Origin of the sequence: Treponema sp. HNW, from assembly GCF_050320395.1 — a bacterium.
In the GTDB taxonomy this organism is placed as follows: Bacteria; Spirochaetota; Spirochaetia; order Treponematales; family Treponemataceae; genus Treponema_C.
In genome coordinates, this window is record NZ_CP144459.1 from 2,154,827 (window position 1) to 2,168,120 (window position 13,294).

Below are 13,294 nucleotides of genomic sequence, written 5' to 3' on the forward strand. Positions count from 1 at the left end.
CTGCTTGACTGATTTCCCCGTTTGGTTATATAATATGGACTCAGTTTTACGGTTTTACCGAAGGGGGTGATTACAGTTGGCTCACATCATCGTAGATGATTCCGAGAACCTTGAAAAAGCGATTAAGCGTTTTAAGCGTATGGTTGAAAAAGAGGGTATTATTCGGGAATGGAAAAAGCGTGAATATTATGAAAAGCCCTCAACCATTCTGAACAGAAAAAATAAAACCCTCCAGCGTAAGTTAATGAAAAAGAACCGCAAAACCCGCGATACAAGCCACGGTTCTTACTAATCGGAATTCTCTTTTTCAAAAGAATCACAACAAAAACTCTAAAAACTTCGGTTTTTAGAGTTTTTTTTATTTGCAATGCGGCAGGGATTGGAGGGGGGAGCGTCCGCCCGCCCCTCACTGTTTATAAACTTTCGGCGAGTTTTTTGCCGAGCGCTTTTAAATCGGCAAGGTTTTCTTCGTTTGCGGTACCCTGCCATTCAAGGCTTTCAAGGTTTGTCCAGCGCAGATTTGCAGTCAGCTGCTCGTATTCTTTTTGAGCCCCGCCTGACCAGCCCCAGCTTCCGATGCGCGCGACGGTTTTGTTGTAAATGTGTTTTCGCGCAAACATATCGAGTACGTGAACCGCAGGCGGATACATCTTGTATTCGTAGGTGGGAAATGCAAGGGCAAGTCCTTTCGAGCGGAAAGCTTGGGCAAGCACGTGCGATAGCGGGGTTTCGGGAATATTCAAAAGCGTATAAGGAACGCCGGTTTCTTTTATGCCTTCGATAAGCGCTTCGGTTCCGCGGGAGGTGTTTCCGTACATGGAACCGGATATAACGCAAATGTGTTTATCCTGTTCGCCGCCGGTGTTATAGCCTGCGTATTTTGCAAAGCGTTCGACGATGGCGCCGGGATTTTTACGCCATACGATGCCGTGCGAAGGCGCAATCACCGCAATGTCCAAATCTTTTAATTTTGCAATACCGTTCTTTACCGGTACGCCGAAAGAGGCGACGACGGTTGCGTAATAGAGCAGACATTCTTCTTCAAACATACGGTGTTCGTCTTCGGAAAATTCGTCGTCGAATACGCGGCCGTCGTTCAGCGCCCCGTAAGAGCCGAAGGCGTCGCAGGAAAAGAGGGTTTTTGACGAATTTTCATAGGTCATCATGGTTTCCGGCCAGTGGATATTCGGCGTTTCATAAAAGGTCAAAGACAATTCGGTGCCGGATTTGACTCCCTTACCCAAAGAAAGGGTGTCGCCGTTTTTAACGGTTTTAATGCGTTCCCAGTCTTTTTCTTCAAGTTTAACGAAATTTTTGAGCAGGGCGGCCGCCTTTTCCGTACAATAGATATGAAGCTTTTTATTGCGCTTCATTAAATCGGCAACGCAGGCGGTATGGTCGCACTCCATATGGTTCATAACCAAAATGTCCAGGTCTTCGAGGGCAAATCCGTACTCTTTTAATTGACTTTCGGCCTGCTGGTCGCAGTGCTCCCACTCACTGTATAAATCGACGAGGACCTTTTTTTCGCCGGTAAGGAGATATGCGTTTACCGAAACGCCGCGGTCTATTTTCCAAAAACCTTCAAAATAAGGCGAATTGCAAATATTTGCACGAAGCACACCTATATCGGGGCTGATATATTTTGTATCCATAACATAAGTATAGCGATTTTAAAGATATATTTCAAGATTGCGGTTGATATGAAAATTTTACAAGGAAGCGAGTTGGAAATCCGGCCGATATATGATATAATCGGTTTCTATGATACGCGGAATTTTATTTGATGTGGACGGAGTACTTATCAACTCGGAAGAGCAGATTGCTCAAGCATGTATTGAATTTTTTAAAAGGCGCGGCGTGAATGCCGTTCCCGCAGACTTTGCACCCTTTATAGGGGCGGGCGAAAACCGTTTTATAGGCGGGGTTGCCGAAAAATACGGTTTGACAATAGATATTGAAGCGGCAAAAATTGAAGCTTACGGTATCTACGATGAACTGATTTCCGGCACCGACTGCGCTATGAAGGGAACGGCCGATTTTATCCGTAATGCGAAAAAAGCGGAACTTAAAACGGCTTTGGCAACCAGCGCCGATAAAATCAAGCTGGATATAAACTTAAAAGCAATCGGTTTTTCAACCGGCGACTTCGATTATGCGGTGTGGGGCAATAAGGTAACGCATAAAAAGCCCGACCCCGAAATATATCTTACGGCGGCGGCGGGGCTCGGACTGAATGCGCGAGACTGCCTTGTGGTAGAAGATGCGCTCAACGGCGTACAGGCTGCAAAGGCCGCAGGTGCCCTTTGTATCGGCTTATTGGGTTCTTTCTCCGAGGAAGAGCTTAAAAATGCGGGTGCGGATATCGTCTTAAAGGATTTAAGCTTTTTCGGCTCCTTTTCTTCGCATGAAGAATTCAAGGACAGACTTGAAGCGCTTGTAAAATAGGGGAATGGCCTGTATAAAGCTTAAAAATCCCTATATCAAACCGGGCGGATATGCTGATATTCCGGATATGCGGATATTATCGATAAATTTGACAAGATAAAGATTGTTATGTATAGTAATATCTATAGGACGGTATTGTTATGAATGCGTTAAAACCGGTAAATATTTTAGACTCCATAATTCCGATCGGCAGATTCAATAAGGGTGAAGCACATAAAATTTTTTCAGAAGTGAAAAAAAAGGGACTTAGAATTGTTGTAAAAAACAATGTACCCGAATGCATTTTAATAAGTCCCCGGGATTATCAGAATATATTGGATGACTATGAAAATCTTTTATTGCTGACGGAAGCGCAAAAAAGAGAAACCGACAATGCGGTGCCTATATCTCAGGAAGAAATTCTAAAAAAATATAATATTTCACAATCCGATCTCGATGATATAGACGTAGAGTTGGATTAGCGTATGTGGGGTATCAAATACCATCCGAAAGCCGAAGCGGAACTGTCAAAATTGGATGAATCGGTCAGAAGAGCGGTTCTAAAAGGCATTTTAAAGGTTGCACAAAACCCCTTGCCGCAAAATGAAGGCGGGTACGGAAAACCCCTAGGTACAAAAGCGGGAACCGATTTAACAAACTACTTGAAAATAAAATTTAAAAAACTCGGAATGAGAGTCGTATATAAATTAATACAAGATGAAAAAACAAAGGAAATGTATATTTTGGTTATTGCGGCAAGATCGGATAATGAAGTATATATCCGTGCAGAAAAAAGAATATAAAAGCCGTTGTTAATTACCGATAATTTGAATTCCGCTTTGCAGGTTAAAAGCCCGCCTCGACAGCTCGTGCAGTCGCTGCGGCAAACCGCAAGTAAAACCGGGCGGCGCCGTTTGAGCCGCTCGGTTTGAACTTACTTTAAAACTTACTTTTGTTCCAGCATCAAGGTTTTTGACGGCCGGTCGCATACTTCGGAAGGTCCGAAATATTGAATCGCGCCGGGGAACAGATAGCTTGTTTTAACCGCCCACTTTTCGCGCTGAGAAGCGAACTTTTTAAAGGGCTTACCCTTTAATTCGACCAGAGCTTTTTTAATAACCGGCTTTTTGCTTCCGTGGCGCTGTTCCATATTCATCATCATTGTAAGGGGAACGCCGCCTGCCGTCCATTCTTTTGCAGGTTTTACCAAATTGCGCACGGACGAAAGATAACCGGTTAAGCCGTTTGCAATGAGGATAAAGGCGTTAAAGCCCAAAGCATAACAATAGTCCGCGTCAAAATTTGACGGGAAGGCGCAGCGGCCTTCATAGCCGAAAAAGTGGGTATAGGAGCTGAACTTGCCGCGGTAGGTGCCGGCTTTTTTCATTTCGGCAAGGCGTTTTTCAACAGCCAAGGCTAAAAGCTTTTCCGTATCGATACGGCTTACCTGTACGTTACCGTGCGGGTCGCGGTCGGCTAAAAACTGTGCGGCGATTGCGGCGGGTAAGGCGTCAAAGGCATCAAAGGACTGAGGCGAAAGGTTTGCCGCAAGCCAAGCCTTTTTTTGCTCAAAATCATGCAGGGCTTCAAACTCGTCTTTTTTGAGCGCCATCTTATCGTTCAATTCGGCGATGAGGGTTTTCATTTCGGGAATAAACTCAACCAAGCCTTCGGGAATCAATACGAGGCCGAAGTTTTCTCCGCCTTCGGCACGCTTTGCGATAACCGCGCAGATATCGTCGGTAATTCGGCGCAGCGTGGATTTTTTTGCTTCCACTTCTTCGGAAATCAGGCAGATATTCGGCTGCGTTTGCAGGGCGCATTCAAGGGCAATGTGGCTTGCCGAGCGTCCCATCAGTTTAATAAAGTGCCAGTATTTTTTTGCCGAATTGGCGTCGCGTGCCAGGTTGCCGATAAGTTCGGAATAGGTTTTGCAGGCGGTATCGAAGCCGAAACTGGTTTCAATCAGGGCGTTTTTCAAATCGCCGTCTATGGTTTTGGGAACGCCGATAACCTGCGTTTTGATTTTATGCGTTTCAAAATATTCGGCAAGCAATGCCGCGTTCGTATTCGAATCGTCGCCGCCGATAATAACGAGGGCATCGAGTTTATTTTTTTTCGCCGTTTCGGCGGCGGCGGCATATTGTTCGGGCGTTTCAATCTTAGTGCGTCCCGAACCGATAATATCGAAGCCGCCGGTGTTGCGGTGTTCGTCTATAATCTTATCGTTAAATTTAATAAAGTCGTTGTCGAGCAATCCCGAAGGGCCGCCTTTAAAGCCGAGCAAAACGGAATCTTGATTACCTTTTTTTATACCGTCATAAAGACCGCAGATAACATTGTGACCGCCGGGGGCCTGACCGCCGGATAAAATAACGCCCGCTTTGATTTTTTTAAGGGCCGCGGGATTTTTTCCCTTTTGCACTTGGGCAAGGGGTTTTCCGTAGGTATGGACGAACAGTTCTTTTAATTCTTTTTTGTCGGACACCGCTTCGGTTTTTTTGCCGAAGCCGAGGCTCAGTTTTTCAACCGCACCGTTTAACACGGCGGGCAATTTGGGTTTGTACGCATAACGCGCGGTTTGTAAATCGGAAACGGATTTCATATGCTTCTCTCCTTGTGGATTTTACGGAATGAATTTATTGTATCGGAATACGGCGGAAAATACAAGGACTAAGGAAAAAGAGCGAAATGAAAAACCGATTATAAAATACTGCGGATTTTTGCGTATACTTCGGATTATTTTCATACGTTTTCCCCTTGCTTTTTATGTATAAAAATGCAATACTTTGCATAAAGACTGCAGGAGGTACATTATGGCTGCACTACGCGGGGCCTTTACGGCGCTCATCACTCCTATGTTCGCAGACGGTTCGGTGGACTATGAGGGTTTCCGCTCTCTTATTCAATTTCAGCTTACAAACGGCATAGACGGTTTGGTGCCGCTGGGAACAACCGCCGAAACGCCGACGCTGCGCGAGCACGACGAAGAAGAACGGCTCATAGACATCGTTATGGAAGAACGTGAAAAATATAAGCGCGAAACGGGACGTTACGTACCGATTATTTTGGGTGCGGGAAGCAACAATACGCGCGATGCCGTGTACTATACCGAGCGCGCGAAAAAACGCGGTGCGGACTATGCTCTTGCCGTTTCTCCCTATTACAATAAACCTTCCGATGAGGGTATTTTCCTTCACTACGAAGCTTTAAGCAAGGTGGGAATCCCTATCATCGTGTACAATATTGCAGGGCGCACGGGCAAAAACATTTGCACGCCCCTTTTAAAGCGTATTGCGGAATTGCCGAACATTGCGGGTGTAAAAGAAGCGTCGGGCGACATCAATCAAATGATGGATGTTATAGCGCTTATTGCGCGCGGAAAGCCCGATTTTTGCGTGCTTTCGGGCGACGATGCGCTCACATTGCCCCTTATTGCCGCAGGCGGCGACGGAGTTATATCGGTAGTGTCCAATCTTGCCCCCGCCCTTATTACCGAGCTGGTACACAAGGCCCTCGACGGCGATACCGAAAAAGCGCGCGAACTGCATTACCGGCTTTTGCCCTTTTTTAAAGCGGCCTTTGTAGACGGTAATCCTTCTTCAATAAAATATGCGATGAGGGTAAAAAATCTTCCCTCAGGCGCGGTGCGCCTTCCCCTTACCGAAGTACACGAGGGCGCAAAAAAGATTATAGAAAATGCTTTAAAGGAATGTGATTTATAATGGAAAAAATACCTGTAGGAGTTTTGGGCGCAACCGGCATGGTCGGCCAGCGCTATATTTATTTATTGGCCAATCACCCCCGCTTTGAAGTTACCTATACGGCCGCAAGTTCGCGTTCGGCAGGTAAAACATATGAAGAGGCTGTCGAAGGCCGCTGGCATATCGGAAGTGATATTCCCGACGGCGTGCGCCGTTTAATTGTGCAGGACGCAAACGACGTATCGGCCGCCAAGGGCAAGTGCCGCTTTGTATTCAGCGCCCTCGAAATGGATAAGGACAGCATTAAAAAGCTTGAAGAAGCTTATGCGGCCGACGATATTCCGGTTGTTTCGAACGCAAGCGCAAACCGCTGGACAGACAACGTTCCCATGCTGATTCCCGAAATAAACCCCGATCACACGGACGTTATCGCCGCGCAAAAAAAACATCACGGCTGGAACAAGGGCTTTATCGCGGTAAAGCCGAACTGTTCGCTTCAGTCCTATATGACGCCCGTTTTTGCCCTGCAAAAAGCAGGCTTTCCCGTTAAAAGGATGATTGTTTCGACAATGCAGGCGGTAAGCGGAGCCGGCTATCCGGGTGTTCCGTCCTTTGATATGATTGACAATATTGTGCCCTATATCGGCGGCGAAGAAGAAAAAACCGAAAAAGAATGTTTAAAGATTTTAGGACAAGTCAAAGATGGTAAAATAGAAAATGCCTCAGGCCCCCTTGTCGCCGCCCACTGTAACCGCGTTCCGGTTATAGACGGACATACCGCATGCGTAAGCTTGGAATTCGACCTTCCCGACGACAAAAAACCTTCGCTTGAACAAATCGAAAAAATATGGACTTCTTTCCGCGCCCTGCCGCAGGAATTAAAGCTTCCTTCGGCGCCGGTACAGCCGATTTATGTCCGCCATGAAGCAAACAGGCCTCAGCCTGCACGCGACCGCGACACCGACAAGGGTATGGCGGTTACCGTCGGAAGGCTTCGCGAATGCCCGGTTTTCGACATACGTTTTGTCGCCTTAAGCCATAACACCAAACGAGGGGCGGCCCTCGGCGGTATTTTAAATGCCGAGCTTTTGGACGCACAGGGCTTTTTCGATTAATGATGGAAAAGTTTTTTTCGATTAATCACAATATAAAGACGGACGGCTAAAACGATGAGCACGGCACGATATTTTCCGCTTAAAAGCGATGAGTTACAAAAAACGGTTGAACGCTTCCCTACCCCCTTTTATCTGTACGATGAAAAAAGTATGCGGGAAAATGCGCGACGTTTAACAAAGGCTTTTTCGATACTGCCGGGTTTTAAAGAATACTTTGCCGTTAAGGGCTTACCGAATCCCTTTATTTTAAAAATCCTTGCGGACGAGGGTTTCGGTGCGGACTGTTCAAGTTTGGCCGAACTCATACTGTGCGAGCGTACGGGAATTACCGGCGAAAACATTATGTTTACAAGCAACCAAACGCCCGCGTCCGAATACTTATACGCTTATAAACAGGGTGCGGTTATCAACCTTGACGATATAAGCCATATCGATTTTTTACACAAAAGTTTAAACGGCTTTCCCTCCCTTATTTCGTTCCGCTACAACCCCGGCCCGCTTAGGGAAGGAAACGCAATTATCGGCAAGCCCGAAGAAGCAAAATACGGCTTAACGCGCTGCCAGCTGTTTGAAGCGTATAAAAAGGCGCGCAGTTTGGGCGCAAACCGTTTCGGCTTACACACAATGATAGCTTCAAACGAGCTTTCAAACGATTATTTTATAGAAACCGCCCGTATGCTCTACGAATTATGCGCCGACCTGAAACGGGAACTCGATATCGACATTGAATTTATCAATATGGGCGGCGGCATGGGCATTCCTTATAAAAAAGAACAAAGGGCTGTCGATTACGATTATATTGCCGCGGGCATAAAAAAAGCCTACGATTCGCTTATCGCAGACAACCCTCTTTTTGCCGGAAAAAAAATCAAATTTTATATGGAATGCGCGCGCGTTATAACCGGCCCCTACGGATGGCTTGTAACGAGGGCTATTCACGAAAAGCATATTTACCGCGACTACATCGGAACCGACTCCTGTATGGCCGACCTTATGAGGCCGGGTATGTACGGAGCCTACCACGAAATTACCGTAAGCGGTAAAGAAAACGCCGCTGCCGAGCACACATACGATATCGTCGGCTCTTTGTGCGAAAACTGCGACAAATTCGCCGTTCAAAGAAAGCTTCCCCGCATAGACAGGGGCGACCTTTTAATTATCCACGATGCGGGCGCACACGGGCGGGCAATGGGCTTTAACTACAACGGCAAACTGCGCTGCGGAGAACTCCTTTTGCGTACCGACGGCTCCGTTATCGAAATACGGCGTAAAGAAACCCTTGAAGATTATTTTGCCACCCTCGACTTTGACAAATTGGCGTTATTCGGATAGTGCCCCCGTTATCAGCTTATACGCAAGGGAGCCGGGTTTGGGAATTTCGGGCAGGGCGTCTTTGGAAAACCATCGGGCATCGCTTATTTCGCTTTGCTGAATGTTTATCTCACCGCTTTTCCAATCGGCACGGAAGCCTGCCATAAGCTGATCCGGGAAGGGCCAGCTTTGGCTGGTTACATAGCGTATATTCGTTACTTCAATACCCGTTTCTTCTTTTATTTCGCGCGCAACGCAGTTTTCAAGATTTTCGCCGGCTTCAACGTAGCCTGCAAGACAGGTATACACATCGGTATTGCGTCTGCTGTGTTTTGCCAAAAGCAGTTTGCCTTCTTTTTCCACCAATACGATTATCGCAGGCGAAAGCGACGGATACACGCGCCTTGTGCACTGTACGCACGTGCGGGCGGTTTCATCTTCGGCATCTTTTAGGGCATTGCCGCAATAGGAACAAAAACGGGTTCCCGCCTTCCAGTTGAGCAGAGCATGGGCACGGGACGCTTCAAAAGCAAAGGCTTCTTCGGCGGCAAAAATACTGCGAAGCGGAATCCGGCAAAAACCGTCGCCTATGGGTACGTCTTTTTCGAGGAGGGCGGCGGTATATTCATAATCGGTATCATAAAGCCAATCACAGATAAACTGATGCTGCATGCAGCGCTCAAACAGTTCAACACCGGGTAATTCGTTTTGCGTACCCGCACATACAAGCAGTTTATTTTCCGAAAATAAAAAAATTCTTTTACCGGCGGCTTGAGCCGGATTGCTGATCAAAGCCATATACACAGCATAACATGATAATCGGGTTCTGTGAACCCTGTTTTCGGCAAACCCGGCTTCCGGCAAATAAGATATCAGTTTGTACGCGAAAATTCCGAGCCGAAGGTAAAGAAGTTGTATTCATCCGGAACATTCCCCGAAGCGGCGGCGTTGAATACGGTTACTTTGTTTCGTCCGTTACGTTTGGAATCGTACAATGCCCGGTCGGCCTGATCGATTAAATCGCGGACCGTAACCGGATTTCTTTTCGGGCAAAATACGGAAATACCGGCTGAAATAGTCAATCTTATACAAACGCTTTCATGCGTAAAGCAATATTCTTCAACAACGTGGCGGATACGCTCGGCAACTTTAAAGGCCGCTTCTTCGTCGGTGTCAAAAAGCATAACGATAAACTCTTCGCCGCCGTAACGCGCCGCCATATCCTGTCCGCGGATACCCTTGAAAATGAGAGAAGCAATATCTTTCAAAATGGTATCGCCGCAGGCATGTCCGTAAGTATCGTTTACATTCTTAAAAAAATCTATGTCGAACATAACAAGGCTTAAGGGCAATCGATGTTCAACCGAGAATTCAAGTTTATCGGTTAAAACGGCATAAAAAAAGTGTTTTAATTTTAACTGAGTCATTGCATCCGTCGTAGTCATTTCAACCAAAGCGGCGTTATTTATAGCTATAGCCGAAAGCGATGCCAATGTCGATATTTGACAACATTCATAATCGCTGTAGATGATTTCTTGTAACGCGGCGCGCAAAATGAGAAAAATTGTCATTTAGTTTGAGAATTTGGCGTGTTTTTTAGTGTTTTTGTGTGGTTTTCCGTGCTTTATTGCAGCGTTCTAAAGGCTTTTTTTTACTCTTTAGAACGCTGTTTTATAACTTTTTTACAATCGTTTTACATTGCCTTCAACGATTCCGATAGGATAATTTGCAGTAAGAACTTCAATTTTTTGAACCGTTTTACCAAGCTGGCTGGTCATCGGTTTGGCCATTTTCAGTTCTATCTGGTACCAACCGTTTTTATTTGAAAGATCGGCGAGGTTTTTATTTCTGAAAGAACTTAAAAGAAAAGTTCCTTCAATTTTCGAGAGCTCGGACAGCAAATTGTCAAAGTCCTGTTGGTTATATCCGTTATAATGCCCCTGATCGGAACCGACATAGGGCGGATCAAGATAGAAAAACGTATCTTTACTATCTCTTGAGCGGATTATTTTTAAGGCATCACAGCATTCAATTTGTACGTTCTGAATTCTGATCGCCAAATCTTCCGTGAACGCATTTCGTTTATTTGCCAGTTTGTGAGTAGAAGAGCTGTTTTTATCATATCCGAAGCCGGCAATGAGATTATTACCGAATGAGCCGTTGGCAAGCATCCAAATAGCCCATGCGCGTTTAATACGATCAAACATTTCGGGATTATCGTAGATGACTTGCGCGTGTTTGTGCAGTTTACGGCTGTGCAAGCTGATAGCAATCTCCGACTGCAATGCCGCAAAATCGCGCTGTAATACCTCGTAAAAATTAACGATTTCCGAATTTATATCGTTAATAATTTCAGAGTGTGAGGGCTCTTTTGCGAAGAATACCGCAGCGCCACCCACAAAAGGCTCACAGTAAATCCGATGTTCCGGAATTAAAGATACGATTCTTGAGGCCAGCTGCTGTTTTCCGCCGTAATAACTGAGCGGCGTTTTAATTTTTCTTTTCATAATTTACTCCTAAAAAATAATTTTTAGGGCTAAATCAAAAGACAAAAATAACCGATACTTTTATTACCTATGCGCTTAGGTCGGGTAAAAGCCGGTTATCCGGTAAGTGTTGCAGACACTTGTCGGCGTGGACAAGACGCCGATTTTTGCCCGTTATTTAAATCAAATAATAATCGCTTAGGTGTACGCTTTTATAAAATTTCCAGCCTCTAGCCTTAGCAGCATTTAAGGCCTGTACCAACTCAGGAGGACGAGTAAAATCTTGATAGTTTTGTTCCGGATTCGCAAGAATATTATATAAAACCGCTCGTCCATATGAATTATTCGGTAGAACACTTAATATATTTCTAAACATAGAAGATGAAATATGGTTGTTACAGCAAGCGAGAAAATTTAAAAGAGGGCAATCTTGTACATTTAGGCTTGTAATTTGATTCAACGAACAATGGAGACCGACTAAAGCCTTACATCCAGATACATTTAAGCTTGTTAGCCGATTAGACTTGCAATCAAGATAATATAATCTAACAAGACCTTCAACATTATTTAAGGATGTCAATCGATTAGCAGAACAATCTAAATGATACAAAAGCGCACAATCTTTTACATTTAAATCTGTTAAACGGTTAAAGGAACAACCGAGTGTCTGTAATTTGGTTAATCCATGTAAATTTAGACTTATTAGTTTATTTTCTAAGCAAGAAAGAATCCGCAAAGCTGGTGCCTCCTGAACATTTAAAGTTTCTAATAGGTTTCTTGAACAATCAAGAGCTTCTAAATCTGGACAATTTTGAATATTTAAGCTAGTGATAGCGGAAAAAGAACAATAGAACTCTTTTATACCTATTCCTCTAATAATAACATCTTCATTTTTATTAGGAATGGATAAAATCGTAGATCCTCCATAACTATGGAGTACACCTATTTTGGTTCCAGCATTCCAAACTTCACAAGAAGTATGATATTTAGTTACAACAGACAATTTTACATTATCATTCAATGTTCGCATTATAATAGTATTTTCTTTATTTTTTTCAAAAACTGTAACACCGTTAATTACAACTTTATTCAAATCTACTCCGTTAAATTTAGCATTTTCAATTTCTATTCCGTTTACTTTAAGCATTGTTTTATCCTTATATTGTTATTTCCAAAGTGGTGTCGGTTAATACAAAAGCCGCTTTTGCAACAAATTTTTCATCTGATTCCTGTTTTGTGTAGCGGTTTGTCAATGCCGTATTTATTGCCGCTATTCCGCTTTGATTATTTTTAAGTGCGGCTGCGAGTTCATTTAGGGTGTCCAGTTCTTCGGGAGCATTATCGATTAATGCGGTAATACGCGCGTTTACGGTGTCTATAACCGTTTTACGATTTGCCGCTTCAAGGTCGGTTTGTGCATCGGGTACGATAATCGAACCGTTTTGATTGCGCAGAACATTGTGATAGGCATCTGTTTTTTGTATGTGTGCATCAAGTGCTTGTCGGGCCGCTTCTTTTTGAACTTCGTCGGCTGTGTTCCAGTCAACCTCATCGGGTAAAAAATCTGCAGCAGAAACAGCCGGTATTTTAGCAGAAACTTTTTTCGTGGCTGTCTGTATATCAGTGAGACGTTCCGTTTCTTCTGTTGCTATTTTCGATAAAGCCGTATCAACTTTGTGGTCGACCGCTTTAAGCATATTGTACGGGACTGCATCGGTATCTTCGTTCGCAGGGGCTGTCCGAATAGTCCCGTCGGCGGTTCGCATAACAATCCTATCGGGTGTTATATCGGCACTCGCTTCGTGCACACCCGTTGCTTCAATATGCTCTTTTGTTTTTTTTGTAAGGTCTGCAAGTTGTACTTCAAGGATGTCTACTTTTTCGGAGCTTTCGGCCGCGATACTCACAACGTCATTATATGCTTTTGCCGAAACGGTATCTCCGTATACCCAATAATCGGCATATACTTTCGTATATGCGGCTTTAAAAATTACTGCTCTGAAACAATCTTTTTCCGCCTGCTCTGTAGCGATAGAATCTTCTTGTGCGCATATATAATCCTGATTAAGTACAAGAGCGCTGTTTTCCGGCTGCGCAGGATCGGTATATAACTTAAGCGATTCACCGAAAAAAATATCGTGAATAAGATGCACCGGTACATCCTGCGGCGGATTGTCAAGTATTTCTGCAGTTATTTTATTGTCGGGATTTTGTTTAAATATATCCAATTCTTTAAGATTTTTCACAATCA

The 13,294-nt window shown here is 44.5% G+C and carries 14 protein-coding genes; 7 read left to right on the top strand and 7 right to left on the bottom strand.

All coding sequences use genetic code 11. From position 1 onward, the window contains the following. Window positions 1–76 precede the first annotated feature (76 nt). Window positions 77–292 (top strand): 30S ribosomal protein S21, encoded by a 216-nt coding sequence (gene rpsU, locus V1L52_RS09975; RefSeq protein WP_428769260.1) that lies wholly within the window; start codon window positions 77–79, stop codon window positions 290–292. A gap of 121 nt (window positions 293–413) precedes the next feature. Here the strand turns inward: rpsU and V1L52_RS09980 are convergent, their stop codons facing one another. Then, window positions 414–1,655, bottom strand: a complete 1,242-nt coding sequence (locus V1L52_RS09980) for an FprA family A-type flavoprotein (protein WP_428769262.1) — start codon at window positions 1,653–1,655, stop codon at window positions 414–416. A 109-nt stretch (window positions 1,656–1,764) separates the two neighbouring features. On the opposite strand from V1L52_RS09980, the gene V1L52_RS09985 reads away from it, so the two are divergent. From V1L52_RS09985 to V1L52_RS09995, 3 genes are all read left to right on the top strand, one after another. Next, window positions 1,765–2,448: an HAD family hydrolase gene (locus V1L52_RS09985; RefSeq protein WP_428769264.1), complete on the top strand. Its 684-nt coding sequence runs from the start codon at window positions 1,765–1,767 to the stop codon at window positions 2,446–2,448. A gap of 140 nt (window positions 2,449–2,588) precedes the next feature. Beyond that, window positions 2,589–2,909: a type II toxin-antitoxin system Phd/YefM family antitoxin gene (locus V1L52_RS09990; RefSeq protein WP_428769266.1), complete on the top strand. Its 321-nt coding sequence runs from the start codon at window positions 2,589–2,591 to the stop codon at window positions 2,907–2,909. Between the two features lie 3 nt (window positions 2,910–2,912). Continuing rightward, window positions 2,913–3,230, top strand: a complete 318-nt coding sequence (locus V1L52_RS09995; protein WP_428769268.1) for a type II toxin-antitoxin system RelE family toxin — start codon at window positions 2,913–2,915, stop codon at window positions 3,228–3,230. Window positions 3,231–3,373: 143 nt separating this feature from the next. Here the strand turns inward: V1L52_RS09995 and V1L52_RS10000 are convergent, their stop codons facing one another. Beyond that, a complete protein-coding gene (locus V1L52_RS10000; RefSeq protein ID WP_428769270.1) occupies window positions 3,374–5,032 on the bottom strand; it encodes a diphosphate--fructose-6-phosphate 1-phosphotransferase in 1,659 nt (552 codons plus the stop codon). Between the two features lie 211 nt (window positions 5,033–5,243). On the opposite strand from V1L52_RS10000, the gene dapA reads away from it, so the two are divergent. The 3 genes from dapA to V1L52_RS10015 are packed head-to-tail and all read left to right on the top strand — an operon-like array spanning window position 5,244 to window position 8,578. After that, window positions 5,244–6,152 (top strand): 4-hydroxy-tetrahydrodipicolinate synthase, encoded by a 909-nt coding sequence (dapA, locus tag V1L52_RS10005; RefSeq protein ID WP_428769272.1) that lies wholly within the window; start codon window positions 5,244–5,246, stop codon window positions 6,150–6,152. Next, complete coding sequence (gene asd, locus V1L52_RS10010) at window positions 6,152–7,246, top strand: aspartate-semialdehyde dehydrogenase (RefSeq protein WP_428769274.1); 1,095 nt, start codon at window positions 6,152–6,154, stop codon at window positions 7,244–7,246. Before dapA ends, asd begins: the two co-directional genes overlap by 1 nt. A 54-nt stretch (window positions 7,247–7,300) precedes the next feature. Next, window positions 7,301–8,578 (top strand): diaminopimelate decarboxylase, encoded by a 1,278-nt coding sequence (locus tag V1L52_RS10015; RefSeq protein ID WP_428769276.1) that lies wholly within the window; start codon window positions 7,301–7,303, stop codon window positions 8,576–8,578. On the opposite strand, the gene nudC is transcribed toward V1L52_RS10015, so the two are convergent. The 5 genes from nudC to V1L52_RS10040 all read right to left on the bottom strand — a co-directional run bounded on the left by nudC (window position 8,567) and on the right by V1L52_RS10040 (window position 13,289). Then, entirely contained in the window at window positions 8,567–9,355 is a 789-nt protein-coding gene (nudC, locus tag V1L52_RS10020; RefSeq protein ID WP_428769278.1) for an NAD(+) diphosphatase, read from the bottom strand. The two genes, V1L52_RS10015 and nudC, sit on opposite strands and share 12 nt — an antisense overlap. Before the next feature lie 74 nt (window positions 9,356–9,429). Continuing rightward, the gene (locus V1L52_RS10025; RefSeq protein ID WP_428769280.1) at window positions 9,430–10,128 is read right to left on the bottom strand and encodes a diguanylate cyclase; all 699 of its coding nucleotides are present in this window, start codon (window positions 10,126–10,128) and stop codon (window positions 9,430–9,432) included. A gap of 111 nt (window positions 10,129–10,239) precedes the next feature. Beyond that, window positions 10,240–11,064 carry a DNA adenine methylase gene (locus V1L52_RS10030; RefSeq protein WP_428769282.1) on the bottom strand — a complete coding sequence of 275 codons (825 nt, stop codon included), beginning with the start codon at window positions 11,062–11,064 and terminating at the stop codon, window positions 10,240–10,242. A 157-nt stretch (window positions 11,065–11,221) separates the two neighbouring features. Continuing rightward, entirely contained in the window at window positions 11,222–12,190 is a 969-nt protein-coding gene (locus V1L52_RS10035; RefSeq protein WP_428769284.1) for a leucine-rich repeat domain-containing protein, read from the bottom strand. Window positions 12,191–12,200: 10 nt separating this feature from the next. Further along, window positions 12,201–13,289 (bottom strand): hypothetical protein, encoded by a 1,089-nt coding sequence (locus V1L52_RS10040; protein ID WP_428769286.1) that lies wholly within the window; start codon window positions 13,287–13,289, stop codon window positions 12,201–12,203. Window positions 13,290–13,294 lie beyond the last annotated feature (5 nt).

Bases quoted from the DNA above. Each gene is read 5' to 3' on its own strand.
- V1L52_RS09980 (WP_428769262.1), bottom strand. From the start codon at position 1,655: ATGGATACAAAATATATCAGCCCCGATATAGGTGTGCTTCGTGCAAAT.
- V1L52_RS09985 (WP_428769264.1), top strand. From the start codon at position 1,765: ATGATACGCGGAATTTTATTTGATGTGGACGGAGTACTTATCAACTCG.
- V1L52_RS09990 (WP_428769266.1), top strand. From the start codon at position 2,589: ATGAATGCGTTAAAACCGGTAAATATTTTAGACTCCATAATTCCGATC.
- V1L52_RS09995 (WP_428769268.1), top strand. From the start codon at position 2,913: ATGTGGGGTATCAAATACCATCCGAAAGCCGAAGCGGAACTGTCAAAA.
- V1L52_RS10000 (WP_428769270.1), bottom strand. From the start codon at position 5,032: ATGAAATCCGTTTCCGATTTACAAACCGCGCGTTATGCGTACAAACCC.
- dapA (WP_428769272.1), top strand. From the start codon at position 5,244: ATGGCTGCACTACGCGGGGCCTTTACGGCGCTCATCACTCCTATGTTC.
- asd (WP_428769274.1), top strand. From the start codon at position 6,152: ATGGAAAAAATACCTGTAGGAGTTTTGGGCGCAACCGGCATGGTCGGC.
- V1L52_RS10015 (WP_428769276.1), top strand. From the start codon at position 7,301: ATGAGCACGGCACGATATTTTCCGCTTAAAAGCGATGAGTTACAAAAA.
- nudC (WP_428769278.1), bottom strand. From the start codon at position 9,355: ATGGCTTTGATCAGCAATCCGGCTCAAGCCGCCGGTAAAAGAATTTTT.
- V1L52_RS10025 (WP_428769280.1), bottom strand. From the start codon at position 10,128: ATGACAATTTTTCTCATTTTGCGCGCCGCGTTACAAGAAATCATCTAC.
- V1L52_RS10030 (WP_428769282.1), bottom strand. From the start codon at position 11,064: ATGAAAAGAAAAATTAAAACGCCGCTCAGTTATTACGGCGGAAAACAG.
- V1L52_RS10035 (WP_428769284.1), bottom strand. From the start codon at position 12,190: ATGCTTAAAGTAAACGGAATAGAAATTGAAAATGCTAAATTTAACGGA.